The sequence below is a fragment of the Pseudomonas sp. Irchel s3h14 genome, assembly GCF_900187425.1.
Classification (GTDB): Bacteria; Pseudomonadota; Gammaproteobacteria; order Pseudomonadales; family Pseudomonadaceae; genus Aquipseudomonas.
Window position 1 is genome coordinate 65,066 of record NZ_FYDJ01000005.1, and the last position, 25,183, is coordinate 90,248.

Here is a 25,183-nt window from a genome sequence, read left to right on the forward strand (position 1 = left end):
GACCAAGTGTCGCATAGCCCTCTCCTCATGCCTAAGTCGGAGTGCCAAAACCCGCGCAAAATGGTTAACTCGACACTCAGACTTTCCCGACTTCACGAGCGCCATCATGACCACCGTAAGTATCGACGCCGACATCAAAGCCAAGTGGCCACAAGGCCACAGCTCTTACAGCCCGGGCAGCCCGGAAGAGTTGGCAATCATTGGTATCGATCTATTGGTCAAGGAACTGGGGACGCAAGCCGCCCAGATATTCATCGCACAGATATTCGAGAAGTACCCTACCGACTATATTGGCCTGATAGATAGCGACTGAAAGTAACACCCGCAGGCTGGCACCTGCGGGTCTATGGCTTACTTCAGACGAGCCAGACGCTCGGTCAGCAGATCAAAGAAGCCCTGGGCGTCACCGCTTTCTACCCAGAAAGCGTTCTTCGGCGCTTTCAGGCCGTCATACCAGTCGACGATGGTTTGGCCGAACGTCGGACCTTCGCGGCTATCAACGACTACGTTGACTGAACGACCGGTGAACAACTCAGGCTTGAGCAGGTAGGCGATGACCGTCGCGTCATGCACCGGGCCACCCGGAATACCGTAGTGCTCCATGTCGCCTTTGACGTATTCATTAAGAATATCGCCCACCAGCTTGCTGGCATTGTTGTTGATCGCAGCGATCTGCTTCAGACGCGCTTCACTGGTGAGGATCTTGTGGGTCACGTCCAGCGGCAGGTAGGTCAGCTTCACCCCACTTTTCAATACCACTTCTGCAGCCTGCGGGTCGGCGAACAGGTTGAACTCCGCCACCGGGGTAATGTTGCCACCGTTGAAGTGCGCCCCGCCCATGATCACCACCTCCTTGATGCCCTGAACGATCTCAGGTTCCTGGATCAGCGCCAGGGCCAGGTTGGTCTGTGGACCGAGCATGGCGATGGTAATGCTATGGGGCTTGGCGGCTTTCAACGTATCGATCAGGTAATTGACCGCATTGCCCTGGGCCAGGCCTTTCTTCGGCTCATGTACAGTGACACCTGACAGGCCTTCCTTGCCATGGATGTTCTCGGCATAGATCGGCGTGCGCATCAGCGGCTTCGGAGCGCCCGCGTAGACCGGCACCTCCTCGCGCCCTGCCCACTCGCGGGCCAGCCGCGCATTACGCGAAGTCTTGTCCAGACGCACATTGCCGGCGACGGTGGTCAGCGCACGAATGTTCAGCTCTTGCGGCGATGCCAGGGCAAACAGCAAGGCAACCACGTCGTCGGCACCCGGATCGGTGTCGATGATCAAGTCGATCTTTTCCGCCGCCTGGGCGCTTGTTGCGGTAATCAAGGACAAAAGCAGCAGACTCCGGAGCAGGTGGTGCAGTTTCTGAGCATAGCGGTGCATAGCGCACTCCTTGTGCGTGGGACAGCAGAAAGACAACAGCGAGTTAGAACGTAACCCCCGCCACCAGCACGATGTTGCAGTACGGCTGACATTCGCCTGTACGAACAATCGCCCGTGCCTGTCGGCTGAGGACTTTGAATTGGTCATGACTGAGCAGCTCACGCCGACCCAGCGCTCCTTCGGCATTCAGCTCATCGAGCGTCGCCAACGCCGAAGGCTTTTTGTCCAGGATCTCCTGGGCCAATACATGGCTCTCGACCTGCATTTCGCTGAGCACGACCTTCAACGTGCTGACGAAATCCGGGATACCGTGGGTCAGGGCCAGGTCGATCAGTTCAACGCCTGGTGGCACCGGCAGACCTGCGTCGCCGATCACCACCCTGTCGCCATGGCCCAGGGATGCGATCAGCCGCGACAGCGCGACGTTGAGCAAAGGTGTCTTTTTCATGGTGCTTTAAAGGCCTGTACGTCGGACAAGGTGGGGATCGAGGGTTGCGCGCCAGCGCGGGTCACCGACAGCGCCGCAGCGACCTGGCCGAAACGGATCGCGTCGGCTTCGTTTTTGCCGGCCGCCAGCGCGGCGGCGAAACCACCGACGAAGGTGTCGCCAGCCGCCGTGGTATCGACAGCCTTCACCTTCGTCGCAGGGAAATGCTCGAAGCTTTTGCCGTTCGCGAACAGCGAACCTTGAGCACCGAGGGTGATGATGACTTTGCCGGCGCCCAAGGAGATCAACCGGGATGCAGCGGTTTCGGCAGATGCCAGAGAATCCACTGGCAAACCACTCAGCGCCGAGGCCTCGCTTTCGTTGGGTATCAGGTAATCGATAGACGCGTACCAGTCCGCCGGCAGTGGGCGGCTGGCCGGCGCCGGATTGAGAATCACGGTCTTACCCAACTCACGGCCGCGCTTGAGCGCATGACCGACAGTGGCATCCGGAACTTCCAGCTGACAGATGATCACGTCCGCCGCCCGCAAGACTGCGTCGAAACGATCAATCACCGCTGGCGTCAGCGCACCATTGGCACCGGCAACGATCACGATTGCGTTCTGGCTGTTGTCATCGACCACGATCAACGCAACGCCGCTGGAATCGTCGACGGTACTGACTGCCTGGCAATCGATCTGCTCGGCCAACAGCGCCCCGCGCAACTCTTCGCCGTAGGCATCGCTGCCCACGCAACCGACCATCGAAACCTGCGCCCCCAGCCTCGCCGCAGCGACCGCCTGATTCGCGCCCTTGCCACCGGAAACCGTGGCAAACGACTCGCCGATCAGCGTTTCACCGCCACGGGGCAGCCGTGGCGCCCGGGTGACCAGGTCCATGTTCAGGCTGCCTATAACCACTACTTTTGCTGGCATACGTCACTACTCATCAATTCTGTTTCGGCGGTGCTTTTGATTTCAACGGAACTGGGCGAACACGCCGGCCAGCGGCGCAGTCGACTCCCGCAAGACAATACTGGGCGTCACGATCCGTTGATCGGTGGCCATATCCGGTGTGGCGATTCTTCTTAAAAGCACTTCGGCCGCCATCTCGCCGAGTTGCAGGATCGATTGCCCCACGGTGGTCAGCGCCGGGTACACATAGCGGCTCATCTGAATATCGTCGAAGCCGATCACCGACAGCTCCGTCGGCACACGAATATTGCGCTCGGCCGCCGCTCGCAGCACACCGATGCCAATCATGTCGTTACCGGCGAAGATCGCGCTCGGCGGGTTCTTTTCCAGCAGTATCGCGGCGGCGTTGTAACCGCCGGTGCTGGTGAAGTCGCTTTCCAGCATGCGCTCACTGGATACTTCGACACCCGCCTCTTTCAGGGCTCGGCAATAACCGGCCAGACGCATCTGCGCCACGCTGGTACTCGCCGGGCCGCCAATGGTGGCGATGTCCCGGTGCCCCAATTCCAGAAGGTGGCGGGTCGCCAGATAAGCGCCGTATTCGTGATCGATTCGCACCAGGTCGGCATTCACACCTTCCAGTCCACGGTCGACGATCACCATCGGCGTACGCACGCCTGCCAAGCCTTCTGCCAGCCCCGCATCACCACCAGCCGAAGCGACGATCAGCCCGTCGATGCGCTTTTCCAGCAGCACGCGCAGGTAACTGCGCTGCTTGTCCGGGTTGTCATCGGAGTTACAGAGAATCACGCAGTAGCCATTACGCTCGCAGTAATCCTCGATGCCGCGCGCCAGTTCGGCGAAGTACGGGTTGAGGCTGTTGGGCACCAGCAGACCGATGGTCGCCGTGGTTTTGGCCTTGAGGGACCGGGCCACGGCACTGGGCACGTAGTCGAGGGTTTTGATCGCCGCCTCAACCTTGACCCGCACCTCTTCGCTCACCGGCCGGGTCTTGTTCACGACGTGGGAAACCGTGGTGTAGGAAATTCCCGCGAGCGCTGCCACATCCTTGATTGTTGCCATGACTCAGGTCCGCCGGCTTGCGCGCTGACTGCGATAAGTATCAAGCACCACCGCCACCACGATCACTGCGCCGGTGATGATGCGTTTGGTGGGTTCAGTCGCGCCGATCTGCGCGAGACCGGCCGCCAATACGGAAATGATCAGAACTCCGAAGAACGTACTGATGACCGAACCGCGACCGCCCATCAGGCTGGTGCCGCCGATCACGACCGCGGCGATCACTTGCAGCTCCAGCCCGGAGCCGGCATTCGGATCCGCCGCTTCCAGGCGAGAAATCTGAAACAACGCTGCGATACCGGCCAACAGCCCCATCAGACTGAATACCAGAATCTTGTAGGGCTTTGGATTGATCCCTGCCAGACGCACCGCCTCTTCGTTGGTGCCGATGCCGATCAGGTAACGACCGAACACGGTACGCGTCAGCACGGCCTGGGCAATGAAGATAATCAGTAAGGCAATGATGAACGATGGCGAGATGCCGAAGGCGATCGGGTTGGACAACCAAGCGAAGGCATCACCGATGTAGGCCGTGCGCGATCCGGTCATCTGATACGCCACGCCGCGGGCCATTTCCAGCACGCCGAGGGACACGATGAACGACGGAATCCGCCATGCCACAGTAATCGAACCGGTGATGGTCCCGGCCAGTGCTGCCGCCGCCATTCCGAGCAGCGCCGCAGGCAACACGCTCCAGCCCCAACCGAGAATGGCCACGCTAACCGTTGACGCCGCGAGCGCGAGCACCGAGCCCACTGACAGGTCGATGCCGCCGATGATCAACACGAACGTCATGCCGACCGCCAGCACCATCAAGTCCGGAATCTGGTTGGCCAGGGTGCTGAAGGTGTCATAGGACAGGAAATGGCTGCTCAGAACCGAGAACAGCGCGACCATTGCCAGCAAGGCACCGGCCAGCCCCAGATAGGTACCGAGGCCGTAGAAGTTGCCACTACGTTTGCCGGCAGTCACTGCAGTATTCATGCGAGATCCCTAGGCGCTGCTTCATTGAGCAACGCATCACGTTTTTGGTAGCCGGCGAACGCGGCGGCAAGCAAATCATCCTGGGTCCAGCTGTCACGTTCAAAGGTGTCGATCAGACGTCCCGCCGAGAGCACGCCGATGCGGTCGCAGATCAACATCAGTTCACGCAGGTCGCTGGACACCACCACGAGCGCTTTACCTTGACGGGTCAGCTCACCGAGCAAGGCATAGATGTCAAACTTGGCGCCGACGTCGATGCCACGCGTTGGCTCGTCAAACAGCATCACCGAGCAATCACGCTCAAGCCACCGGCCGATCACAACTTTCTGCTGGTTACCACCGGACAGTTCCGACACAAGTTGCGTCGGGCTGGAGCTGCGGATGCGCATGGCGTCGATCTGACGCTGGGCCAGCGCCATCTCGTCACCATTGTTGACGAAGCCACCGCTGGAAATCACCGGCATATTGCCCAAGGCAATATTCGCGCTGATCGATTGGGTCAGCAGCAGGCCTTCGCCTTTGCGGTCTTCGGTGATCAGGGCGATGCCATGACCGACCGCGTCAGCCGGTGACCGGATACTGACAACCTGTGCTGGCGAACCGAGTGCAACCGTGCCGCTGTCCGCTGTATCAGCACCGAAGATCAAGCGCAGCAACTCGGTGCGCCCTGCCCCGATCAAGCCGGAAATTCCGTAGATCTCGCCGGCACGCACCTCGAAGGACACGTCGCGAACCTTGTCGGAACGGGTCAGCCCTTTGACCGTCAAGGCTGGAGCGCCGATCTTGCGCGGGCCCATGTCGATGTGTTCGCCGAGTTCACGACCGACCATCAGCGTCACCAATTGCTCGCTGTTGTAATTGGCCATCGGCTCGACGCAAACCAGGTTGCCATCGCGCAGTACCGCAATACGCTGGGCGACCCGCGCCAGTTCTTCGAGACGGTGCGAGATATAGATGATCGACACGCCGCGAGCTTGCAGACGAGTGATCTGCTCGAACAGCATCTCGACTTCACGGTTCGTCAACATTGCGGTCGGTTCGTCGAGGATCAGCACGTGGCAATCGCCGATCAGGTTGCGGGCGATCTCCACCATTTGCTGGTGACCGATGCCCAATTCGCCCACCAGCGTGTCCGGGTCAATCGCGTCGAGGCCGACCTGGGCCATGGCTTCGATCGCTGCCTTGCGCAATTGCCTGCGACTGATCCAGCCGCCCTTGCTGGGCAGGTTGTCGAGAAACAGGTTTTCCGCCACCGACAGGGTCGGCAACAGATTGAGCTCTTGCATCACCATGCGGATGCCGAGGTCTTCGGCCTGGGTGCGGCTTGCGGGGCGATAATCCTGCCCCTGGAATTGCATGTGGCCGGTGGTCGGTGTGACCAGCCCGCCGATAATCTTCGACAGCGTGCTTTTTCCCGCGCCGTTTTCGCCAGTCAGCGCCAGCACTTCACCGCGCATCAGCGTCAGGTCGATGCCGGTCAGGACCGGTTGGACGTAGGTCTTACCGATACCGCTGACCGAGAGGACAGCGTTCGGGGCGGAAACTGACATAAAAACTCTCCATGCGCTCGCCCGGACGGGCGAGCACCATTGTGTCGACAGAAGGACTACTTGGTGACCAGCTCTACCGGAGTTTCGATCACGCCATTGGTGCCGCTGTCGACTTTCTCACCCTTGATGATCTTCAGCGCAGTCTCGATGCCAAACACGGCTTGCCTGGCTGCAAACTGGTCAGCGGTGGCCAGAACGCGACCATCCTTGAGCATTGGCTTGATGGCGTTGATGTTGTCGTAACCGACCACTTGCACCTTGCCGGCCTTGCCCGCTGCACGCACGGCGGATACTGCGCCGACGGCCATGCTGTCGTTGCCGGCCAGCAGGGCTTTGACTTGCGGGTATTCGCTGAGGATCGAGGCAGCAACCTTGTTGCCTTTGTCGATTTCCCAGTCACCGGACTGCAAAGAGACGACCTTGATCTGCGCCGCTTCCATTGCATCCTTGAAGCCTGCGGTTCTTTGCTGTGCGTTGGTGGTGGTTGAAACGCCTTCGATGATGCCGACTTCGTCTCCGGCCTTCAGTTGCTTGGCCAGGTACTCGCCCACCAGACGCGCACCTTTGCGGTTATCCGGGCCTACGAACGGTACGGTGATGTTTTTGCTTTTGACCACAGCCGGGTCCAGCTGGTTGTCGATGTTGATCACGGTGATACCGGCATCGATGGCTTTCTTGATCACAGGAACCATGGCCTTGGAGTCAGCCGGCGCGATGACCAGCGCATTGACCTTGGCCAGAATCATTTGCTCGACGATGCGTGTCTGGCCAGCCGTGTCGGTTTCGTCTTTGATGCCGTTGGAGATCAGCTCGAAATCGCCGGAGTGATCTTTCTGATAGGCCTTGGCGCCGTCTTCCATGGTCAGGAAGAATTCATTGGCCAGGGATTTCATGACCAGCGCGACTTTGGGTTTTTCAGTCTCGGCGAAGGCCGAAGAGACGGGTAACGCGACGGATGCGGCAGCCAGCATAGCGACAGCGAGAAGACGTCCAGCGAATGGCAGCTTCATGGGTTCACTCCGATCTTATGATTATTGTGAGCAACGCTTGCGCTGGCGTAGGCTTCATTGCACTCGCTGATGGAAACCACCGGGAGCACCGCGCAAACGTTTGCGGAGACCGAACTATGCGAACCCTGCCGACATTTGTCAACGAGCAGAAACGACCATTTATTTGAACTGGCTGGCAAAAGCCGGGCATTCACGTCATGCCGTGGTGTTGACCACCGTTCCGGTGCTGGAACCCTTGGCCAGTTCCTTGACCAGGGCCGCGGACACTTCCAGCAACGCACCATTGGTGTCGGCAATCTGCCCTTGAATTGCCATGACCACCGTGGCCTTGGCTTCCGGTGTCGGATAAGACGCCGCCTGAGCTGCGGCCAATTGTTGCTGTTGCTCGCGCAGTTGCTGTTGTAGCTCTTGCATGCGTTTGAGCAGGACTTTTACCGCCACACTCTGGTTGCTCTCGTCTGGGGTTTCGGTCTGCGCGCCCGCGCTTTTATCCAATCCCAAAGGGCCAGTCTTGACTTGGTTGCCGTCGCCTTCTTTCGTGCCCAGGGTCTTATCGGCAGCCTCTGCGGTGGCGTCGTTCAACGCTTGGATCGTAGCGGCGGACTTACCACCAATGGTGACGCCTGCGGCGTTTGGGATGCCAATGGATAACGACATGTGAACTCCTGAGTAGAAAGATCCTTTAAAGGGACATCGACCGAAGCGCGGGTTTCTTTAGCACTGATTCGCAATCTCGCAAGGCGATTTGTTCTACAGAGGTCGTAGTACTTTTCGGAGAGCCGAACACAAACGCTCAACGCGTTCGGAAACCCGGACAACAGACTGTGTAACCATTCTGACCATTCAAATAAATACTGATATAAATCATCAAGTTAAAAGTTTTTCTCATTCAAAGTACGACTGGTACAGATCCTGCTCATCTCATTCACCCCAAGCGTTCAGATCCGCCTGGGGCGCATCTAGATGAACCTGCATCAGCACCGTCTCACTACTAGAGAGAAAAATAATGACATCTGCTTTCAAGACCTTCGTTCCGGGCGCTTTGGCCCTCTTGCTGCTCCTGCCTACTGCCCTTCAGGCAAAAGAAGTCGAAACCCAACAGAAACTGGCAAACGTGGTGATCCTGGCCACCGGCGGCACCATTGCCGGCGCGGGCGCCAGCGCTGCTAACAGCGCTACCTATCAAGCGGCAAAAGTCGGCATCGAACAATTGATCGCCGGGGTTCCGGAACTCAGCCAGCTGGCTAACGTTCGTGGCGAACAGGTCATGCAGATCGCGTCCGAAAGCATCACCAACGACAACCTGCTGCAACTGGGTCGTCGCGTGGCTGAACTGGCCGACAGCAAAGACGTCGACGGCATCGTCATCACCCACGGCACCGACACCCTGGAAGAAACTGCCTACTTCCTGAACCTGGTGGAAAAAACCGACAAGCCAATCATCGTTGTCGGCTCCATGCGCCCAGGCACCGCCATGTCGGCCGATGGCATGCTGAACCTGTACAACGCAGTGGCCGTGGCCAGCAGCAAAGAGGCACGCGGCAAAGGCGTACTGGTGACCATGAACGATGAAATCCAGTCGGGTCGCGACGTCAGCAAAATGATCAACATCAAGACCGAGGCGTTCAAAAGTGCCTGGGGCCCACTGGGCATGGTGGTCGAGGGCAAATCCTACTGGTTCCGTCTGCCGGCCAAGCGTCACACCATGGGCTCGGAATTCGACATCAAAACCATCAAGAGCCTGCCTGACGTCGAAATCGCCTATTCCTACGGCAACGTCAGCGATACCGCCTACAAAGCGTTGGCTGAGTCTGGCGCCAAAGCCATCATTCACGCCGGTACCGGCAATGGCTCAGTCTCGTCCCGTGTAGTCCCATCGCTGCAAGCCCTGCGCAAGGACGGCGTGCAAATCATTCGCTCGTCCCATGTCAACGCCGGCGGTTTCGTACTGCGTAACGCCGAACAGCCAGACGACAAGTACGACTGGGTTGTGGCGAATGACCTGAACCCACAAAAAGCCCGCATCCTGGCCATGGTCGCACTGACCAAGACCAACGACAGCAAAGAGCTGCAACGGATGTTCTGGGAATACTGATTCGCCCTCGCCCGACCGGTTCCGGTCGGGCACTGCTTTCACCACTCGCCAACCCAGGCGAGTGGCTCACACCCCCTTCCGATATTTCGATAAAAAATTTCCCTTCGTCCTACACCAAACGGAAAAAATTGCTGTCAGAGGATTTTCTTGAATTTTAAGCAGTTGCGAAATTGCTTACAGTTAAATACTGTATGCACGTACAGCTTAATAAGGATAATTCCGTGGCCACCACCTCTGCCTCTCCTGACTCCTATGAACGCATGGGTATGCGCGTTCAAAAAATCATCAACTCCCCCACCGCCCAAAAAGCCAAAGCAGCCTTGATCTTCCGTCTACCGGACGAACCCGTGGATGAGTGGGAACAATTACTCGAAGAAATCGACGAGAACGACAACGTCACCCTCGCCTATCGCGACGATGGCGGCGTGCAGATTTTTTGGGTTGTACCGAAGGAAGATTGAGTCAATGAGTGTCCGCTGGTTTGCTTTGCTGTTTTTGTTCATCACCCTCGGCGTCCAGGCTGGCGCCCCACGCACCTTCAACGAAGCCAAGAAAGTTGCCTGGAAGCTCTATGCACCGCAATCCACAGAGTTCTATTGCGGGTGCAAATACACCGGCAACAAGGTCAACCTCGCAGCCTGCGGTTATGTGCCGCGCAAAAACGCCAAGCGCGCTTCCCGCATCGAGTGGGAGCACATTGTTCCGGCCTGGCAGATCGGCCATCAGCGTCAGTGCTGGCAAGAAGGTGGGCGCAAGAACTGCACGCGTTACGATCCGGCCTACCAGAAGGCCGAAGCCGACCTGCACAACCTGGTGCCGAGCATTGGCGAAGTGAATGGCGATCGCAGCAACTTCAGTTTCGGCTGGTTGCCGGTGCAGTCGGGCCAATATGGCTCGTGCCTGACCCAGGTCGATTTCAAGGCGAAGAAGGTCATGCCCCGCCCGTCCATACGCGGCATGATCGCCCGAACGTATTTCTACATGAGCAAGCAGTACGGTCTGCGCCTGTCGAAACAGGATCGACAGCTCTACGAAGCCTGGAACAAAACCTATCCGGTAGAGGCCTGGGAACGCCAGCGCAACCAAAGCGTGGCGTGCGTCATGGGCCGCGGCAACGAGTTTGTCGGCCCGGTCGACATGAAAACCTGCGGCTAAGCGCTCGCTGAAAACACAAAGGCCTCGGGTTTAACACCCGAGGCCTTTGTTCGTTTCTAACCGTCCACTTTGTTGTAGCGCCAATAGCCCATCAGGTTGAGTGACTCCTTGGCAATGCCGCATTCCTTGATCAAGTATTTGCGCAGACTCATCACTGCAACCGTCTCCCCGGCGATCCAGCCGTAGAAGCCATCACGGGCAGAGTCGGACGTTTCCCAGAGCATGTCTTCGTCGACATCGACTTCCGCCAGTTCCACCGCTTCGAATGCTTTAGCAAATGACGGCAGAGTGGCCCGACAGACTGCGTCGACCATCAGCGAACCCGCGCCAGTCGCGGCGGCGTGATCTCGAATCAGCCACTCCACCAAAAGCCCGGGCCAGTCAGGAACCGGCAACGCATCGCCCAGGCTGTCTACTTCAAAAAACGCCTGGGTTTTCGGTGGCACGGCAAGCGCTGCCAGCTCATCCAGAATGCCGAGCGCCGCGGGCAAGGCCGTGGCATCGGCGACCAGTAACAGATGCTTGAGCTGTTGAGGCGGCTTCCATTCGAAACCGCCCGCGTCTTGCGCCGAAAACTGGCGATCAGGTGCGACGATCTGGATCGGCTCACCCGCCGCTGCATGAATTGCCCAACGGGATGCGGGGCCGGTTTCGCCGTGTAACACGAAGTCGATGTCCACTTCGCCCTGGTCAGCACGCAAATGCCGGATGGTGTAAGTGCGCATCGCCGGGCGCTGGGCAACCGGCATAGAGCGGTAACGTGCGTACCAGCCATCGCCATGAGAGAGCCTGGCAGACGAACCGTCCACAGCCGGAAAGAACAGCTTCACGCGCTGGTCCGGTGCCCAGGTCGCCATTTCGGTAACCATCGGACCGGCCAGAGTGACGCGCATCAAATGAGGACTCAGCGCCTTTTTGCGCCGCAGGACTGCGTCGAATATTTTGTAAGGGGTGGCGGAGGCCATGGGGCGGAACTCCTACTGGGAATCAACAGTGACTACGTCTAGAAACGAGTCAATGTGGATCCCCTTTAAGGCGTTCCGTCGAAATCCCCCTGGAAAAGACTGTTATCGGGTCACGGGATGGTCCACAACCAGCAATTCGATGTTCTGTTTCTTCGCCCGGGTGAGCGCCGCGCGCACTTCTGTCTGTTTGGCCTCGGCCTCGGCTTTCGAACTGAATGGCCCGAGCAGAATCCGGGTCTTGCCATTTTCCTTGACGATATTGGAAACGAAACTGTGCTCAATCAGCCAGCCGCTCAAATCGCTGACCGCCTGAGGTGTTTCGCCTCGAACTTCGAGATCCCATTGTGGCGCGGATACCACCGAAGGTGCAGCCGCAGCTGCCGATTGCGGCTTTTGCGCCTCAACACTCTTGCCCTCACCGCATCCCGCCAGCGCCAATACCGCAATTACCAAGACCATTTTGCGCACAACGCTTCCCTCAGAATGCTTAAAGCGGCGATTTTAGCATCCATGAATACTTCCCGAGTGCCGCAAAATGGGCTCAAAACAACGAGAATGATGGTTGCGGCCTCTGTATAGTTACGCCTTGGGAATTAATGCAGCATCTGCGCGTCAGAAAGAGGCACCCAAACCGTGAGACTTCGCACTAATCTATACATACCACCGACCTCTGCACTGTCCGAATCAGGTGCCCTACAAAGCAATCAAGGAGAAGACCATGCTGATACTCACCCGCAAAGTCGGTGAAAGCATAAATATTGGTGATGACATTACGATCACCATTCTGGGCGTTAGCGGCCAGCAAGTCAGAATTGGCATCAATGCCCCGAAAGACGTTGCGGTTCATCGCGAAGAAATCTATCAACGCATTCAGGCTGGCCTCACCGCTCCAGACAAACCGCAGACTCCCTGAATCCTGTTGCAGTCAGTAGCCAGCCCGTTCGTTACAGCGCAATGGCTGGCTAAAGATTCATGCTCGGCATTTTGCTGAGCTCTCGCCTCCTCCCCCATTACGTGAAGCCGATGCTACCGGCTTCGGCCACGCCGTGGCTGTCAGATTATTCGCTTTAACCCCGACGAATCACGCCATTATTAGCCGAAGGTCACACCGCGTGCCATGCCGGTGGCCGCAATCACCATCAACATCAACAACAGCGCTTCGATATGGCTGATGCGTGCAAACAGCCTGGCTCGGCCCTGGTCAATCGAAGCGCCCCTGCCCAAGGCGATCCGCCACTTGATCAAGGTGATCATGGGTGTCACTTCAAGCAGCAGAATGATCACGAACAGCGTCATCTTCAGATGGAACAACGGCTGATGAAGGTAATAGTCGGTGCCTTTTTCGTACCCACCGAAGGCCCGCATCAAACCTGTGATCAGCAAAACTCCCGCACAGATGCCCCATACGTTATCGGCAACCAGCACGCTGCGAACCTGCGCCGTACCGACGGCCAGGCGGCTTAACGCCGTCCCTCGGGTGAGCACCGCCCAGAGGCCCAAAGCAACAGCCAAGAGGTGGATCGCCGCAAGAAACCAGTGAAACAGCATAGGGATGCTCCTGAGAGGGATAAGGAAATGGGCTTGTCAGTAGTAGTCCAAAATCTGCAAATCTGCCTGCAGGCCGTGACATGACTGGCGAACAGCCAGCTATCTCCCTATCATGCCGCCCACTGGCCCTTGCGTAAGGAGCCAGAGGATAAACATTCAAAAGGGAATAGACGTGAAAGAGTTCGTAATTGGTGTAAACAACATAGTTCTGTACGTCGCACTGGCCGTTATCTGGATCGCCGCAGTGGTCATGATCTTCGTTCAGGGCTTCTGGTCCGGGGCAGGCGTTTTCATTACCGGCACCCTGACGTGGTGCATTATCTCCGGCTTCTGGTTTGTACAGTCGGCGACTTATGAAGAACTGAAGAAGTTGAACGCCAAGTAAGATTGGTTTTAGTTGGTTGGACCTACCACGCAGGTCCGACGTTGTTGAGATGAACCACGCCAGTAGTGATTCGTGCTCTTCATGCAACATTTGTAACGAGGGGGCAATCCCCTCGTTACAGTGCCGTCTTGCGCTGCGGGCCTTCCATTAGGCCGGCGATATCACAGGCCATAACGCTGGCCGACGCCAACGATTCGCAGGCAATGACGAGCAACGTTTCGTCATCCACCGCTGGGTCGATGATGAAATTGGCGCCGGGCTTTCGGGGCGGTATCGACGGCAGAATGGCCGCTCACCAAGGACGGAAGACATGAATCGATCAACTCCCACACTGGTCCTGCTTCCTGGAATGGATGGAACAGGTGAATTGTTCGCAGGAAATCGAAGCACCGCACTGCCTGCTTCAGGTTGCGCCTGAAGAGGCGGCCGGACACATCCGGGAGTTTTTGAAAACGCTGGAAGGTATTTGAGGTACTCGGTGTTAAAGGCGACCAAACCCATTCCCCCTACCTTGCTTGGCAGCAAGCCCCGAGCAACATAATGTTACATCCCGTCTAGACTCCAACCACAAGTGCCGAAGGTCCCTGGAAGCACTTGCCCCAACAGCAAGTCATTCCCATCAACCGACCTGAGTACACAAGATCATGTGTAAATCATGTGATTCAAACCCTGTTCAAAACGCGAGTGGTCGCCGTAGATTTCTTCAGTTTGCCGGACTAGGAGCAGGCGCTCTGCTACTTGCCGGTGCACTGCCCGACACATCCGCTCAGGCTGCCGAGAAAACCGCTGCTCCGCCAAAACCACAAAACTCCATCAGTCCTGACATGGCACTTCAAAGGCTTATGGAGGGAAATGAACGGTATGTTTCCGGCAACTCCAAGACACATGACTTCAAGTCCGAGCGGGAAGCCCTGGTCTCAGGCCAGAACCCGTTCGTGTCGGTACTCGGTTGCTCTGACTCCCGTATCGCCCCCGAGTATGCTTTTGACACTGCACGAGGCGATCTTTTCGCCATACGCGTCGCGGGCAATTTCGTTACCGATGAGGGTTTGGCAAGCCTTGAATACGCTGTCGCGGTGCTCGGCGCACCACTGATCCTCGTACTGGGGCATGAGAGCTGCGGCGCCATCAGTGCAGGTATAAAGGCAGTAAAAGACCACACTGTTTTCCCTGGTCACATCCCGAAATTGACTGACGCACTTAAACCTTCCATCGAGAAAGTGCTCAATCAACCCGGAAGCCTTATCGACAACGCTACAGCGCAGAATGTCAAAGACTCGGTTAACCGCCTTAAAAATGCCTCACCACTGCTGACAGATGCGCTCAGCAAGGGCACGTTGAAGATAGTGGGAGGCGTCTATCGCCTCGCCAGCGGCAAAGTAGACTTGATTGCCTGATTCAGTAGCGCGGCATCAATGCAGAGATCCAGATGTGAAGAGCCCAGCGCGATGGCTGGGCTCTGGTTATTTTCTGTTTTCCATCATCTTGTCGGCGAGAGCTTTGGCCCTTTCAATCAACAGGTTCTGCCTGTCTTCATGAGTAGCCCCTCCGACAACCGGTGCCGTCAGATTGCTTTCCGCAATCAACGCAGCACAGAAGTATTGATCCCAAACAGTTCTGTCCTCAGATACCTGCTTGTTCATTTGGTCGGCGATCATATGCGGCTCCTTTTGATGAGGTAGCACCGCTATCTTACGCCTGAATCACTGGCTCCCGTGCCGCTGAAGCTAATCGGCAAACCGGGTGATCATTGACCGACCCGAGGAGAGCCTGTCACCGCCGTTTCTCGCTAGCCGATGGCCAGCGCACTCAGTCGTCTCTATCGTCACGATCACGATCACGACCGTGATTGCGTTCATACCCCTGATCATTGTCGCGACGATCATATCGGCGGTCATACTCTCGATCATCGTCATAACCTCGGTCGTATCCACGACGGTAATCATGACCTCGATCACGATCTCGACCGTACCTTTCTCCGTCGTCCCAGTGAGGCCCGCAGCCTCCCAGCAGGAGAGAGCCTGAAATGGCCATGAACATTATTACTGCACGCTTCATTTGAACGTCCTGAATGCAAAGGTCAGCGATAGGACCGTGCGGCAGCTCAATGATTCACTGGTCAGATACAGCGAAGTCCAGAACACCGTAGCGCAAAAAATGGTGGACATAGGCGAGGAGATGCCAGGGCCGATGACCCCAGCTAGCACTGCCAAGCGGAGGGGGAAGTTTGACGCGGAGTGCAAGCCGCTAATGAAGACTGCGTGGTGCGAAGCCTATGAAGATCCAACTGCTTGTTAGGCGTAATGCCTTGGCGGTATCAATATAGGCATCCATCATCGAGTTCGGCCCAGAGTCGGGCTTTTCGTATCTGCCCTGTCACGCCTTCGTCACAACCACCCTGCACAATGCAGCCAGCCAAAAGGATTTGGCCCCATCTACAGAGAGCCCGGCCAAGTGCCGGGTTTTTTCGTTCCATCGACATGCTTTTCACGAAACACTCACAGAACGCAGCGCAGATTGAGCAGACAAAAGGATTTGACCCCATACAGAGAGCCCGCCATGCGCGGGCTTTTTGTTGTCAGCCATTCCAGCTGCAAAGCTCCCCACTCCCTCGAATGGAGTCGAAGCTATGCCCTGCGCGCTGACTGCGCCTTTTTCCGATATTTCCATCCATAGATGCCGCGGCGGTGGTCGTTTGCCCAAAAACTCCAAACGTTTGCCCAAACACCAGGCAACAAAAAAGGGCTCACCTTTCGGTGAGCCCTTCTAGACCGCCCAGCAGAGCGGATTTTGTTTGGTAGGCGCGATTGGACTCGAACCAACGGCCCCCATCATGTCAATGTCTGCTTGAGCATGCTGCAAGCCCTGCTGCTCTTGGTTTTCACAGAACGCCCATTCACATCATGAGGCGTCAACAATGGCCAACATTCGCTCACTTCCGTCCGGTAACTGGAACGCTCAGGTACGGGTAAAAGGTAAATCTCCCCAGTCGAAAACCTTCAGCACCAAGGTCGAAGCAGAGTCATGGGCAAACCAGATAGAAGCCGTGACAATAGATCGCAAGCATCACACCGTTTTTACGTTGGGCATGACGTACTGCGAAACGATGCTCAAGGGAAAAGGCAGCTACGACCACGCACTGAAAATCGTCGAGCATCTGGGCAGGCACTTCACTCAGCTTATTTTTCCAGCCTGAATCTGGATCGCTTCAAGAGTTGCACCCCGTTTCGCGGCGGGCCATGGGTTCTGTGGAAAACAGTCTTGGTTATCCCTTGCAGGGAAAGGCGTCTTTGAATGCCAATATCACCACGGTGGTTTGATCCTCATTCAACCGCGCAGGGTTCCTGTCTAGATAGTTGATGGCGATCAGCGCTCCTTGCCCATTGGTCAGGCCGCTTTCAGGCCAGCACACTTGAGTGTCACGAGCAGACATTCCTGTTTGCAGAATTGCGATTGTTTTCTTCACTCCTTCGATTAGTCCTAAGCAAAGTCCCACACTCAGCATGTCGATGCCCGATGGGATTGTGTTCCGACCACTGGCCTTAATCGATTCTTTGCAGTTTTGGTATAGCTCATGCCCTGTACCTGGTTGTGGTGCGGCTAGTGCTAGCGGAGTCACACCACTAGTTGTCATCGCCCCAATCAGTGCCACCACCATCCATGCCTTCATGCTGAATTCCTTCTGAGTGAGTCGGGCATGTTACCGGGTGCAATGATTGGCTGCCATCTGGTCACACCGTTGACCTGGAGCTAGGTCTTGTCCTTCGGCGTGTAGTCCCCATAGGCGTACCCCAACTGGGTCGATCCTTGTTCCCGCTCCCGGCTGTACATGTCACTCATCATCCACTTCAGCCGCTCGTGTTCAATCTTCAACCAACACGCTATTGCCGCCGGACTTGAGGAAGTCGCTTTGTGGATCGAAGCACGCGGCTCCGAGGATACGCACGAGAATATTGTCACCGCATTGGAACGGCTGGATATGAACGCAAACGCTGTCACCACTGCTATAGAGAAGCTCCGTCAAAATCATCAGTAACCCACAGCGAGCCAGAAAGGATCGGCACGGATTGCGATCCACCTCAAATCAGAAATGCTCACACCAACCGAGAAACGCCTCGTCGTTTTGCAGGAAGATGAAAGGCTTTCTGTCGCTCTCGTCGTACTCGTTGATTGTTAGTGCATAAATGCTTGAGCCGACCCCCGCCCCCTGATCCTTCCGCATGGTCGCTACGGCCTTGTAGCTATTCTCAGTCGATCCATAGTCAATGACTTGCGGATCGGTGACGTAAGAGTTCTTCAGGGCGCCTGCCATCAATCCAGTCCGCCTTTCTACGGTGAACTGCTTGCCGATGAAAATTCGGTTTATCGGCTTTTCTTTAGCGGCGACGGTGCTTTCAATCCTGCAACGGAAGTCTTCCGCCGCCCATGCATTTGTTGTCACTGCCAAAGCCAGTAGTGCAACCGCTTTTGTCCACACATTCATACCGATCATTGCTTCTGCATATCTGCAATCAGCAACTCAGTGATGATGGCGTGCTCAATCCAGCCGACAGTTAGCTTAATCAGAAGCTTGAGGTCTTTGATGTCTTTATCAATCCACGTCCTGACGTAATGCGTCTCGTCATTCCCGAGCCAAACGGCTCGCTTTGCACGCTGCTTGATATTCTCGTTATCAACATACACATCGACAACCTGCCCCAGCGGTCTTTTCTTGACGTCATCTTCTTTGTCTGGGGATTTAGTGACGCAATAATCTTTGACAAGGTACTCAAGCGCCTTTCGATATCCAACACCTGCGACTTCTCCCAGACCGAAAGCCTCTGCTTTGCTCGCTTGCGTGAATATCTGTACAAACTGGGGAGATATCTTCGCGACTTCATCCGGGATGGAAGGTGCTACCGGACTAGAAGGGAATGTCGAACGCAAATAAAACCGATCTGAATAGCTCCCCCCTGCATCAGTGCCCTTTCAAATATAGCAATGAACATCCGTGAGCACTTGCGCCTAGGGCATCTGCAGGCTGCGTCAATGACTCTGGTTTCAACAGAAAATATTGACGCTATAAAACCCGGCGTTATCGCATGATGGCAGCACGGGCACTCATCTGGATGCTGATCAACGCCGTAAACAGTTGTATCAACCTTCAACATCTGCGCTCACATTGCCCAGTGTGAACGAACCCGATATTTTGTGAACGTTCTGCGTGAAATCCAAGACGAAAAAAAGGGCCAACCCGTGGGTTGACCCTTTTCACACCGCCCAGCAGAGCGGATTTTGTTTGGTAGGCGCGATTGGACTCGAACCAACGACCCCCACCATGTCAAGGTGGTGCTCTAACCAACTGAGCTACGTGCCTGCTGTGAGGCGGCATTCTACGGAATTCCGAAGGGGTGTCAACACCTTTTTTCGAGCTAACCCTATGAATATGCAAAATATTTAATTTTGCGGCTGCAAAGAAGATTTTGCGGTGGCTGGCGGTCGATTTTTAACTCGGGTAGGATCGATGCACTCGTAAAATATATTAAACAGAGGCTGCAGGATGGCGAACACTCCCTACCCGGAATCCTATTACGCAGCATCGGCCAATGCGGTTCCGCCGCGCCCGGCCTTGCAGGATGACGTAGAGACTGATGTCTGTGTGATCGGTGCCGGTTACACCGGTCTGTCCTCTGCCCTGTTTCTGCTGGAAAACGGTTTCCGGGTCACGGTGCTTGAAGCGGCGAAAGTAGGTTTTGGTGCGTCGGGGCGTAACGGTGGCCAGATCGTTAACAGTTATAGCCGCGACATCGATGTGATCGAGCGCAGTGTCGGTCCCAAGCAGGCTCAGTTGTTGGGGCAAATGGCGTTCGAAGGTGGCCGGATCATTCGTGAGCGGGTTGCCAAATATAATATCCAGTGCGACTTGAAGGACGGTGGCGTATTCGCCGCCATTACCGCCAAGCAGATGGGCCATCTGGAATCCCAGAAGCGTCTGTGGGAACGTTTCGGTCACACGCAGCTTGAACTGATGGATCAGCGTCGCATCCGTGAAGTGGTCGCGTGCGATCAGTACATCGGCGGCATGCTCGACATGAGCGGCGGGCACATTCATCCGCTGAACCTGGTGTTGGGCGAAGCGGCAGCTGTCGAGTCGCTGGGCGGCACTATTTATGAGCAATCGCCGGCGGTGCGCATCGAGCGCGGCGCGAATCCGGTGGTGCATACGCCTCAGGGCAAAGTCAGGGCCAAGTTCATCATCGTTGCGGGCAACGCGTATCTCGGTAATCTGGTGCCGGAACTGGCCGCCAAATCGATGCCCTGCGGGACTCAGGTGATCACCACTGAACCCTTGGGCGACGCATTGGCCAAGAACCTGTTGCCGCAGGATTACTGCGTCGAGGACTGCAACTACCTGCTCGACTACTACCGTTTGACCGGCGACAAGCGCCTGGTTTTCGGCGGTGGCGTGGTGTATGGCGCGCGGGATCCGGCGAACATCGAGGCGATAATTCGGCCGAAGATGCTCAAGGCCTTCCCGCAGCTCAAGGACGTGAAGATTGATTACGCCTGGACCGGCAATTTCCTGCTGACCTTGTCGCGTCTTCCTCAGGTCGGACGCCTGGGCGACAACATCTACTATTCCCAGGGCTGCAGCGGCCATGGCGTGACGTATACGCACCTGGCGGGCAAGGTGCTGGCCGAAGCGTTGCGTGGCCAGGCCGAGCGTTTCGACGCGTTTGCCGACCTGCCCCACTACCCGTTCCCCGGCGGACAACTGCTGCGTACGCCGTTCGCTGCGTTGGGCGCCTGGTATTACGGACTGCGAGACAAATTCGGCTTCTGACCGACCAGATGCAAAAAAGGGGCAACTGCACAGTTGCCCCTTTTCATTTCAACTCAGGAGGTCAGCACTTTCACTGATTGTGGGCGCATGACACGGGTGAATCAGAAGTCGACGGTCGCCGATAGGAGGTAAGTGCGTGGGGTCGACAGCGTCAAGCCAGGCTCGCTGTCATCCGAGGCCCCGGCCGAACTCCAGTAGCGCTTGTCCGCAACGTTCTCGACATTGGCACGCACAGTGACGTTCGTTTCGTCGACCTTGAACGCGTAGCGTGCGCCCACGTCGAAACGCTCCCAGGAGTCGATTTCCTTGTTGTTGGACTGGTCCAGGTACTGCGAGCTGGAGTAAATGCCGCGGCTGGTCAGGGTCAGGCCCTGTACAGTCGGCACGTCCCACTCGGCGCCCAGATTGACGTTGTATTTCGGCGTGGCCGGTGCCCGGTTGCCGTCGAAGGTGCCATTGGTGGTTTTGGTCAGCTCGCTGTCGATGTACATGACACCGCCGAGCAGGCGGAAACCATCGAGCGGTTCACCGAACACACTCAGTTCCACACCCGTGTTCTCACGCTTGCCGTTCGGGCCGAAGACGCGCGTCGTGGCATTGGTCTCGTAAGCCGGCTGCTTGATCCGGAACACGGCGGCGGTGACGGCGAACGCACCGGCGTCATACTTGGCACCGACCTCGGCCTGACGACTGATGAACGGCGGGAAGATCTCGTCCTCGTTCACCGAAGTCGACGGTGCGATCTTGCCCTGGCTCAGGCCTTCCATGTAGTTGGCATACAGCGACAGCTTATCGGTGGCCTTGAACAGGATGCCGCCTGACGGCGAGACCTTTTCCTCGTCGTAGGCGGTGTCGCCTCTGACGTTATCGGTCCAGTCGTCAACCTTCACGCGCTGCCAGCGGGCGCCGAGGGTCAGCAGCAGCCGGTCATCGAAGAAACCCAGGGTGTCGGACAACGCCACACCGGTGGAACGGTTTTCGGTATAGACCTCCGAATCCTGTCGCGTGGGCCTGACCGGCGTTGGTGTTACAACGGGGTTATAAATGTTGCTGTTGGCCGCGGCATACCGGGCGCCGCCGTTTTCAAAGTCCATGTAGTAATAGCTGGCAGCCAGGTTGACTTCATGGCTTACCGGGCCGGTATGGAACCAGTTGCGCACTCCCGCTGTGGCCGTCCGGACATTTTCATCACGGGTGAAGTCACGCGGTTGAACGCTGAAATTGCCAGCGTTGTTGATGACCGAAACGGCATGACGGAGGAAGTCATGGTTACTTTTGCGCGCGCCCACGCCGCCGTACAACATGACGGAATCGTTGACATCGTATTCAGCGTTCACCGTGCCGAACGTGTCGTTGGTACTCGCCTTGCTCCAGGGCTGCGCATAGTTGCGGCGCACATCGCTGGCATGCGGAACCTGAGCGTTAGGGCCAACCTGTACGCGCTCCTGCGGTGCGTCGGTATCACGTTCGGTGCGCCCGATGTCCGTCGAGAGTCGCAGGCGTTCACCACGGAAATCCAGGCCCAGCACGGCCATTTCGCGGTCGACATTCTGGTGATCCCATTCGGTGTCGCCGGACTGCTTCACGCCGTTGAAACGAAGACCGAACTTGTTGTCTTCACCAAAGCGCCGGCCGACATCCACGGCACCGCCGACCTGGCTGTCGGAAGCGTAACTGCCGGTGAATGAAGTGATGGGCTTGTCGGTCGCGCGTTTGGGTACCACGTTGATCCCGCCACCCACGCTGCCCCGCGGCGAGATGCCGTTGATGAGCTGGCTCGGGCCTTTGAGGACGTCGACGCGGTCGGCCATCTCCATGTCAATCGTATAGGTCGGCAGGACGCCGTAGAGGCCGTTGTAGGAAACATCACTGTTGAACAGGCTCAACCCTCGAATGGTGAACTGCTCATAGCGCCCACCCGCCGGGTTGGTGGCGCGAACCGAAGGATCGTTGGCGATCAGGTCGCCCAAGGTACGCGCCTGCTGGTTTTTGACCACCTCACTGGTGTAGGTGGTCATGCTGAATGGCGTTTCCATAAAGTCTTTCGAGCCCAGCAAGCCTTGCGACCCGCGACGCGCGACCTGGCCGCCGACATACGGATCACCGTGCTCCGAGTCAGTGGCACCGACAATCGAGGTGGCGCCCAGTTGCAGGCTGCTGCCTTCTGGCGCCGGCGTCAGGATGTACGCCTCTTCGCCCACCGGCTGCAGTTGCAGACCGGAACCCTGCAACAGTCGGGCAAAGCCCTCCTCGACCGCGTATTCGCCGGAAAGTCCAGGGCTGGTGCGACTGCCCACCAGTGCCGGGTCCACTGACAGGTTGACCCCGGCCAGCCCGGCAAAACGGGTCAGCGCTGCGCTGAGGCTTCCTGCCGGCACCTGGTAACTTCGTCGAGGCGCGTCTTCGGCCCAACCAGCAGTGATGAACAACGGACAGGCACTCAGACTCAACATCAGACTCAAGTGCAACAACGGGCGCAGCCTGGAAGAACCCAGACGCGTACTGCAGGGCATCACTACGGGCATTGAGAATCTCTCTGATTTCGTTTCACTTGCCTTGAATGACAAGCGACGCGAAAAAAGGGGACACACCTCAAACACTATTTTTGCGCGGCAGCAACGTAACCCAGTAACGGGTTCGCCTATGCACCTCCAGCGGCAAGCTGGCCGCCAGCAACGTCAGGATGCGATCGGTGTCTTCCAGACGGAAACTGCCCGTGACGCGCAGTGATTCGAGTTCCGGTTCCCAGCGCAACAATCCCGGACGATAGGTGCTGAGTTCGCGCAGAAAATCGCCCAGGGGCTGGTTCTGTGCCATCAACACGCCGTCGCGCCAGCCTGGGGCAAGCACATCGAAAGGTTCGACGCGTCCGGCCCCCATCGCCTGAAGGCTGACTTGCTGGCCTGCGCGCAATGAAAAGACCAGCCCGCGCAAAGGCTGCAACTGCACCGCGCCTTTAAGCACTGACACCTTGCAACCCGTCTGCCCCTGGCGAACGCACACTTCGCTCTGACTGACGACCACTTGCCCGAAGTGCGTCTGGATCGTCAGCGGCGAAGTCCCGGGCACATTCAGCGCTATTTCGCCTTCCACGAGTGTCAGCCGGCGATTCTTCAGGTCGATATCGACGGCACTTGCGGTATTCAATTGCAGCGAGCTGCCATCGGCCAACTGGACTTTTTTGCCCTCCCCGGTCGCGGTTCTCAGGTCAGCGCGCCAGACGTCCAGAGGTAGCTGCCGGCTGATCAGCCAGGCAGTTGGAACCAGTGCCACCGCCCCCACGGCGCGCTTGAGTACCGTACGCCGACTCGTCTGCGGCCGATCCAGGCTGGCCATGGCCAGTGCCGACGGCAGGTCGGCAAAGCGTTGGCGCAAGAGTTGGGCTTTCTGCCAGGCCTGTTCGTGACTGGGATGGCTGTCGCGCCAGTGCTGCAGATTGGCATGATCGCGCTCATTGGCGGCGCCTGATTCCATGAGTGCCAGCCATTGAGCGGCAGCCCGCACGACTTGCCGGGCTTCTGCCGAAGGGGCCGAACCGATCACAGTTCCACCAGCAGGCAATGCTCATAGGCTTGCGCCATGTAGCGCTTGATCGTGCGCTCCGAGACTTGCAGGCGTTCAGCAATCTCGTGATAACCCAAACCCTCCAACTGGCTCCAGAGAAACGCCCGTCGCACTGCGGTCGGCAATCCATCGAGCAATTCGTCCAGGGCTTGCAGGGTTTCCAGCAGCAACCAACGTTGCTCGGGCGACGGCACACAGTCCTCAGGCAGCAGCGCCAGCGCACTGAGGTAGGCCTGCTCCAGGCTGCGGCGCTTATAGAAGTTGGTCAGCAGCCGCTTGCCGACTGTCGCCAGATAGGCGCGGGGTTCTTGCAGGTCAGCGATGTGCTGGGAGCTGGCGAGTAAACGCACGAACGTATCCTGGCTCAAGTCCGCCGCATCATGGCCATTGCTCATGCGTCGCCTCAACCAGCTTTCGAGCCAGCCACGATGGTCGCGGTACAGGTCGTGGAAGGTTTGCGCCGCCGGCATCGCTGCATCACTCATCTAAAGGAACCCTGCGCGAAGAAATATTTTAAATGCGACTCATTCTAATTAGTGTTGATACTTCAAACCAAGCGCTTAATGCGTTTCGCCCCCAGGAAAAATTTGAATACGCGAATGAAAGACAGGTGTTTCTGCCACGCAGCCACCGGTTGATCAGGGCTGAGCGTTATTGAGGGAAATCGTCGAGAGGAGTAACAATTCGACACACGGCCGCATTTGGCTAGCAGATGCGAATACCCATGGTTGCGGGGAGTAGGAGAGAAAAGCCAAATCGCAGGCACAAAAAACCCCGGTCTTTCGACCAGGGTCTTTGCTATCGACTCGAAGTGGACACTGGCTTTACCAGCAGCTTTCTTCGTAGCTCCAAGGCGTTCAGTGGGCCTTGAGGCAGATATGGCGCAGCGGACGGGACTCGAACCCGCGACCCCCGGCGTGACAGGCCGGTATTCTAACCGACTGAACTACCGCTGCGTATCGCTTTGGACTTGCGTCCAAGTAACTCGTCTGACTGAAAGCTTCGAGGCTTTCAATCTCGAACCAGAATAAACCTGACTCGGAAAATATGGCGCAGCGGACGGGACTCGAACCCGCGACCCCCGGCGTGACAGGCCGGTATTCTAACCGACTGAACTACCGCTGCGCGTCGGTGGAGGCTTTTAAAAGCTTCCATCTTGCTTTCGCAAGACTCTCGGAAGTGGTGGGTGATGACGGGATCGAACCGCCGACATTCTGCTTGTAAGGCAGACGCTCTCCCAGCTGAGCTAATCACCCGTTTGCATCTCCGAGGCCGCGAAATTTACGCAGGTACCGAAGCTAAG

General features: G+C 57.3%; 28 protein-coding genes, 4 tRNA genes and 2 pseudogenes. 10 read left to right on the forward strand and 24 right to left on the reverse strand.

All coding sequences use genetic code 11. The features are described 5' to 3' along the window. The first annotated feature begins 106 nt into the window (after positions 1 to 106). Complete coding sequence (locus CKW16_RS11740) at positions 107 to 313, forward strand: hypothetical protein (protein ID WP_095128564.1); 207 nt, start codon at positions 107 to 109, stop codon at positions 311 to 313. 38 nt (positions 314 to 351) lie between these two features. Here CKW16_RS11740 and CKW16_RS11745 read toward each other — a convergent pair whose 3' ends face one another. The 8 genes from CKW16_RS11745 to CKW16_RS11780 form a co-directional block, all read right to left on the reverse strand. Beyond that, positions 352 to 1,380 carry a nucleoside hydrolase gene (locus CKW16_RS11745; RefSeq protein WP_095128565.1) on the reverse strand — a complete coding sequence of 343 codons (1,029 nt, stop codon included), beginning with the start codon at positions 1,378 to 1,380 and terminating at the stop codon, positions 352 to 354. A 43-nt stretch (positions 1,381 to 1,423) separates the two neighbouring features. Further along, a complete protein-coding gene (gene rbsD / locus CKW16_RS11750) occupies positions 1,424 to 1,828 on the reverse strand; it encodes a D-ribose pyranase (RefSeq protein ID WP_095128566.1) in 405 nt (134 codons plus the stop codon). Next, positions 1,825 to 2,742 carry a ribokinase gene (rbsK, locus tag CKW16_RS11755; protein WP_095128567.1) on the reverse strand — a complete coding sequence of 306 codons (918 nt, stop codon included), beginning with the start codon at positions 2,740 to 2,742 and terminating at the stop codon, positions 1,825 to 1,827. Before rbsK ends, rbsD begins: the two co-directional genes overlap by 4 nt. Positions 2,743 to 2,784: 42 nt before the next feature. Then, a complete protein-coding gene (locus CKW16_RS11760; RefSeq protein ID WP_095128568.1) occupies positions 2,785 to 3,804 on the reverse strand; it encodes a LacI family DNA-binding transcriptional regulator in 1,020 nt (339 codons plus the stop codon). Between the two features lie 3 nt (positions 3,805 to 3,807). Further along, positions 3,808 to 4,785, reverse strand: a complete 978-nt coding sequence (locus CKW16_RS11765) for an ABC transporter permease (protein WP_008145645.1) — start codon at positions 4,783 to 4,785, stop codon at positions 3,808 to 3,810. Beyond that, positions 4,782 to 6,335 carry a sugar ABC transporter ATP-binding protein gene (locus CKW16_RS11770; protein WP_095128569.1) on the reverse strand — a complete coding sequence of 518 codons (1,554 nt, stop codon included), beginning with the start codon at positions 6,333 to 6,335 and terminating at the stop codon, positions 4,782 to 4,784. The genes CKW16_RS11765 and CKW16_RS11770 overlap by 4 nt, the downstream gene beginning before the upstream one ends. 56 nt (positions 6,336 to 6,391) lie before the next feature. Next, positions 6,392 to 7,345, reverse strand: a complete 954-nt coding sequence (locus CKW16_RS11775; protein WP_046047711.1) for a sugar ABC transporter substrate-binding protein — start codon at positions 7,343 to 7,345, stop codon at positions 6,392 to 6,394. Between the two features lie 195 nt (positions 7,346 to 7,540). Continuing rightward, positions 7,541 to 8,002, reverse strand: coding sequence for a hypothetical protein (locus CKW16_RS11780; RefSeq protein ID WP_095128570.1), 462 nt, complete (start codon positions 8,000 to 8,002; stop codon positions 7,541 to 7,543). 349 nt (positions 8,003 to 8,351) lie between these two features. On the opposite strand from CKW16_RS11780, the gene CKW16_RS11785 reads away from it, so the two are divergent. From CKW16_RS11785 to CKW16_RS11795, 3 genes are all read left to right on the forward strand, one after another. Beyond that, positions 8,352 to 9,440: an asparaginase gene (locus CKW16_RS11785; protein WP_095128571.1), complete on the forward strand. Its 1,089-nt coding sequence runs from the start codon at positions 8,352 to 8,354 to the stop codon at positions 9,438 to 9,440. Between the two features lie 191 nt (positions 9,441 to 9,631). After that, positions 9,632 to 9,901, forward strand: coding sequence for a DUF1654 domain-containing protein (locus tag CKW16_RS11790; RefSeq protein ID WP_176471541.1), 270 nt, complete (start codon positions 9,632 to 9,634; stop codon positions 9,899 to 9,901). 4 nt (positions 9,902 to 9,905) lie between these two features. Further along, positions 9,906 to 10,595 carry an endonuclease gene (locus CKW16_RS11795; protein WP_095128573.1) on the forward strand — a complete coding sequence of 230 codons (690 nt, stop codon included), beginning with the start codon at positions 9,906 to 9,908 and terminating at the stop codon, positions 10,593 to 10,595. A 56-nt stretch (positions 10,596 to 10,651) separates the two neighbouring features. Here the strand turns inward: CKW16_RS11795 and CKW16_RS11800 are convergent, their stop codons facing one another. Together CKW16_RS11800 and CKW16_RS11805 are read right to left on the reverse strand one after the other, a co-directional pair. Further along, positions 10,652 to 11,560, reverse strand: coding sequence for a siderophore-interacting protein (locus tag CKW16_RS11800; protein ID WP_095128574.1), 909 nt, complete (start codon positions 11,558 to 11,560; stop codon positions 10,652 to 10,654). Between the two features lie 102 nt (positions 11,561 to 11,662). Beyond that, positions 11,663 to 12,028, reverse strand: coding sequence for an SPOR domain-containing protein (locus CKW16_RS11805; protein WP_046047716.1), 366 nt, complete (start codon positions 12,026 to 12,028; stop codon positions 11,663 to 11,665). A 250-nt stretch (positions 12,029 to 12,278) separates the two neighbouring features. On the opposite strand from CKW16_RS11805, the gene csrA reads away from it, so the two are divergent. After that, positions 12,279 to 12,473 (forward strand): carbon storage regulator CsrA, encoded by a 195-nt coding sequence (gene csrA, locus CKW16_RS11810; RefSeq protein ID WP_007938114.1) that lies wholly within the window; start codon positions 12,279 to 12,281, stop codon positions 12,471 to 12,473. Between the two features lie 179 nt (positions 12,474 to 12,652). Here csrA and CKW16_RS11815 read toward each other — a convergent pair whose 3' ends face one another. After that, on the reverse strand, positions 12,653 to 13,108 hold the full coding sequence (locus CKW16_RS11815) for a DUF2214 family protein (RefSeq protein WP_095128575.1): 456 nt from the start codon (positions 13,106 to 13,108) through the stop codon (positions 12,653 to 12,655). A 172-nt stretch (positions 13,109 to 13,280) separates the two neighbouring features. Between CKW16_RS11815 and CKW16_RS11820 the strand changes: the two genes are divergently transcribed. Further along, the gene (locus CKW16_RS11820) at positions 13,281 to 13,493 is read left to right on the forward strand and encodes a hypothetical protein (protein ID WP_033053577.1); all 213 of its coding nucleotides are present in this window, start codon (positions 13,281 to 13,283) and stop codon (positions 13,491 to 13,493) included. A 118-nt stretch (positions 13,494 to 13,611) separates the two neighbouring features. Here CKW16_RS11820 and CKW16_RS32835 read toward each other — a convergent pair. Next, positions 13,612 to 13,779 (reverse strand): annotated as a pseudogene (locus tag CKW16_RS32835) (DUF6124 family protein); the annotation flags it as partial. Positions 13,780 to 14,137: 358 nt separating this feature from the next. Here CKW16_RS32835 and CKW16_RS11825 point away from each other — a divergent pair. Further along, on the forward strand, positions 14,138 to 14,890 hold the full coding sequence (locus CKW16_RS11825; RefSeq protein ID WP_095128576.1) for a carbonic anhydrase: 753 nt from the start codon (positions 14,138 to 14,140) through the stop codon (positions 14,888 to 14,890). Positions 14,891 to 14,956: 66 nt separating this feature from the next. Here CKW16_RS11825 and CKW16_RS11830 read toward each other — a convergent pair whose 3' ends face one another. Further along, complete coding sequence (locus CKW16_RS11830) at positions 14,957 to 15,151, reverse strand: hypothetical protein (RefSeq protein WP_095128577.1); 195 nt, start codon at positions 15,149 to 15,151, stop codon at positions 14,957 to 14,959. A 151-nt stretch (positions 15,152 to 15,302) separates the two neighbouring features. Beyond that, positions 15,303 to 15,551 carry a hypothetical protein gene (locus tag CKW16_RS32560; RefSeq protein ID WP_095128578.1) on the reverse strand — a complete coding sequence of 83 codons (249 nt, stop codon included), beginning with the start codon at positions 15,549 to 15,551 and terminating at the stop codon, positions 15,303 to 15,305. Positions 15,552 to 16,410: 859 nt separating this feature from the next. Here CKW16_RS32560 and CKW16_RS11845 point away from each other — a divergent pair. Then, positions 16,411 to 16,677 (forward strand): annotated as a pseudogene (locus tag CKW16_RS11845) (site-specific integrase); the annotation flags it as partial. An 81-nt stretch (positions 16,678 to 16,758) separates the two neighbouring features. On the opposite strand, the gene CKW16_RS11850 reads toward CKW16_RS11845, so the two are convergent. Further along, positions 16,759 to 17,163, reverse strand: coding sequence for a Rap1a/Tai family immunity protein (locus CKW16_RS11850; protein ID WP_095128581.1), 405 nt, complete (start codon positions 17,161 to 17,163; stop codon positions 16,759 to 16,761). 159 nt (positions 17,164 to 17,322) lie between these two features. Between CKW16_RS11850 and CKW16_RS11855 the strand changes: the two genes are divergently transcribed. Next, the gene (locus tag CKW16_RS11855; protein WP_095128582.1) at positions 17,323 to 17,529 is read left to right on the forward strand and encodes a hypothetical protein; all 207 of its coding nucleotides are present in this window, start codon (positions 17,323 to 17,325) and stop codon (positions 17,527 to 17,529) included. A 48-nt stretch (positions 17,530 to 17,577) separates the two neighbouring features. On the opposite strand, the gene CKW16_RS11860 is transcribed toward CKW16_RS11855, so the two are convergent. The 3 genes from CKW16_RS11860 to CKW16_RS11870 form a co-directional block, all read right to left on the reverse strand. Continuing rightward, positions 17,578 to 17,985, reverse strand: coding sequence for a hypothetical protein (locus CKW16_RS11860; protein ID WP_218244067.1), 408 nt, complete (start codon positions 17,983 to 17,985; stop codon positions 17,578 to 17,580). Then, entirely contained in the window at positions 17,982 to 18,419 is a 438-nt protein-coding gene (locus CKW16_RS11865; RefSeq protein ID WP_095128583.1) for a DUF4145 domain-containing protein, read from the reverse strand. The genes CKW16_RS11860 and CKW16_RS11865 overlap by 4 nt, the downstream gene beginning before the upstream one ends. Before the next feature lie 353 nt (positions 18,420 to 18,772). Continuing rightward, positions 18,773 to 18,849, reverse strand: a tRNA-Val gene (locus CKW16_RS11870). 183 nt (positions 18,850 to 19,032) lie between these two features. On the opposite strand from CKW16_RS11870, the gene CKW16_RS11875 reads away from it, so the two are divergent. Beyond that, entirely contained in the window at positions 19,033 to 20,316 is a 1,284-nt protein-coding gene (locus tag CKW16_RS11875) for an FAD-binding oxidoreductase (RefSeq protein WP_095128584.1), read from the forward strand. Positions 20,317 to 20,417: 101 nt separating this feature from the next. On the opposite strand, the gene CKW16_RS11880 is transcribed toward CKW16_RS11875, so the two are convergent. The 6 genes from CKW16_RS11880 to CKW16_RS11905 all read right to left on the reverse strand — a co-directional run bounded on the left by CKW16_RS11880 (position 20,418) and on the right by CKW16_RS11905 (position 25,136). After that, a complete protein-coding gene (locus CKW16_RS11880) occupies positions 20,418 to 22,841 on the reverse strand; it encodes a TonB-dependent receptor (RefSeq protein WP_095128585.1) in 2,424 nt (807 codons plus the stop codon). Between the two features lie 67 nt (positions 22,842 to 22,908). Continuing rightward, the gene (locus CKW16_RS11885) at positions 22,909 to 23,859 is read right to left on the reverse strand and encodes a FecR domain-containing protein (protein ID WP_095128586.1); all 951 of its coding nucleotides are present in this window, start codon (positions 23,857 to 23,859) and stop codon (positions 22,909 to 22,911) included. Next, positions 23,856 to 24,365: a sigma-70 family RNA polymerase sigma factor gene (locus tag CKW16_RS11890; RefSeq protein ID WP_008145604.1), complete on the reverse strand. Its 510-nt coding sequence runs from the start codon at positions 24,363 to 24,365 to the stop codon at positions 23,856 to 23,858. The genes CKW16_RS11885 and CKW16_RS11890 overlap by 4 nt, the downstream gene beginning before the upstream one ends. 394 nt (positions 24,366 to 24,759) lie before the next feature. Further along, positions 24,760 to 24,836 (reverse strand) — tRNA-Asp (locus CKW16_RS11895). A 92-nt stretch (positions 24,837 to 24,928) separates the two neighbouring features. Beyond that, positions 24,929 to 25,005 (reverse strand) — tRNA-Asp (locus CKW16_RS11900). Between the two features lie 55 nt (positions 25,006 to 25,060). Next, positions 25,061 to 25,136: transfer RNA gene (locus tag CKW16_RS11905), tRNA-Val, on the reverse strand. Positions 25,137 to 25,183: the final 47 nt, after the last annotated feature.

Excerpts from the sequence above, each read along its gene's own strand:
- CKW16_RS11740 (WP_095128564.1), top strand. The coding sequence starts at position 107 with ATGACCACCGTAAGTATCGACGCCGACATCAAAGCCAAGTGGCCACAA.
- CKW16_RS11760 (WP_095128568.1), bottom strand. The coding sequence starts at position 3,804 with ATGGCAACAATCAAGGATGTGGCAGCGCTCGCGGGAATTTCCTACACC.
- CKW16_RS11765 (WP_008145645.1), bottom strand. The coding sequence starts at position 4,785 with ATGAATACTGCAGTGACTGCCGGCAAACGTAGTGGCAACTTCTACGGC.
- csrA (WP_007938114.1), top strand. The coding sequence starts at position 12,279 with ATGCTGATACTCACCCGCAAAGTCGGTGAAAGCATAAATATTGGTGAT.
- CKW16_RS11830 (WP_095128577.1), bottom strand. The coding sequence starts at position 15,151 with ATGATCGCCGACCAAATGAACAAGCAGGTATCTGAGGACAGAACTGTT.
- CKW16_RS11890 (WP_008145604.1), bottom strand. The coding sequence starts at position 24,365 with ATGAGTGATGCAGCGATGCCGGCGGCGCAAACCTTCCACGACCTGTAC.
- CKW16_RS11815 (WP_095128575.1), bottom strand. The coding sequence starts at position 13,108 with ATGCTGTTTCACTGGTTTCTTGCGGCGATCCACCTCTTGGCTGTTGCT.
- CKW16_RS11745 (WP_095128565.1), bottom strand. The coding sequence starts at position 1,380 with ATGCACCGCTATGCTCAGAAACTGCACCACCTGCTCCGGAGTCTGCTG.
- CKW16_RS11780 (WP_095128570.1), bottom strand. The coding sequence starts at position 8,002 with ATGTCGTTATCCATTGGCATCCCAAACGCCGCAGGCGTCACCATTGGT.
- CKW16_RS11825 (WP_095128576.1), top strand. The coding sequence starts at position 14,138 with ATGTGTAAATCATGTGATTCAAACCCTGTTCAAAACGCGAGTGGTCGC.
- CKW16_RS11790 (WP_176471541.1), top strand. The coding sequence starts at position 9,632 with ATGCACGTACAGCTTAATAAGGATAATTCCGTGGCCACCACCTCTGCC.
- CKW16_RS11875 (WP_095128584.1), top strand. The coding sequence starts at position 19,033 with ATGGCGAACACTCCCTACCCGGAATCCTATTACGCAGCATCGGCCAAT.
- CKW16_RS11850 (WP_095128581.1), bottom strand. The coding sequence starts at position 17,163 with ATGAAGGCATGGATGGTGGTGGCACTGATTGGGGCGATGACAACTAGT.
- CKW16_RS11795 (WP_095128573.1), top strand. The coding sequence starts at position 9,906 with ATGAGTGTCCGCTGGTTTGCTTTGCTGTTTTTGTTCATCACCCTCGGC.
- CKW16_RS32560 (WP_095128578.1), bottom strand. The coding sequence starts at position 15,551 with ATGAAGCGTGCAGTAATAATGTTCATGGCCATTTCAGGCTCTCTCCTG.
- CKW16_RS11800 (WP_095128574.1), bottom strand. The coding sequence starts at position 11,560 with ATGGCCTCCGCCACCCCTTACAAAATATTCGACGCAGTCCTGCGGCGC.
- CKW16_RS11855 (WP_095128582.1), top strand. The coding sequence starts at position 17,323 with ATGTCACTCATCATCCACTTCAGCCGCTCGTGTTCAATCTTCAACCAA.
- rbsD (WP_095128566.1), bottom strand. The coding sequence starts at position 1,828 with ATGAAAAAGACACCTTTGCTCAACGTCGCGCTGTCGCGGCTGATCGCA.
- CKW16_RS11775 (WP_046047711.1), bottom strand. The coding sequence starts at position 7,345 with ATGAAGCTGCCATTCGCTGGACGTCTTCTCGCTGTCGCTATGCTGGCT.
- CKW16_RS11770 (WP_095128569.1), bottom strand. The coding sequence starts at position 6,335 with ATGTCAGTTTCCGCCCCGAACGCTGTCCTCTCGGTCAGCGGTATCGGT.
- CKW16_RS11860 (WP_218244067.1), bottom strand. The coding sequence starts at position 17,985 with ATGATCGGTATGAATGTGTGGACAAAAGCGGTTGCACTACTGGCTTTG.
- CKW16_RS11785 (WP_095128571.1), top strand. The coding sequence starts at position 8,352 with ATGACATCTGCTTTCAAGACCTTCGTTCCGGGCGCTTTGGCCCTCTTG.
- CKW16_RS11880 (WP_095128585.1), bottom strand. The coding sequence starts at position 22,841 with ATGCCCGTAGTGATGCCCTGCAGTACGCGTCTGGGTTCTTCCAGGCTG.
- rbsK (WP_095128567.1), bottom strand. The coding sequence starts at position 2,742 with ATGCCAGCAAAAGTAGTGGTTATAGGCAGCCTGAACATGGACCTGGTC.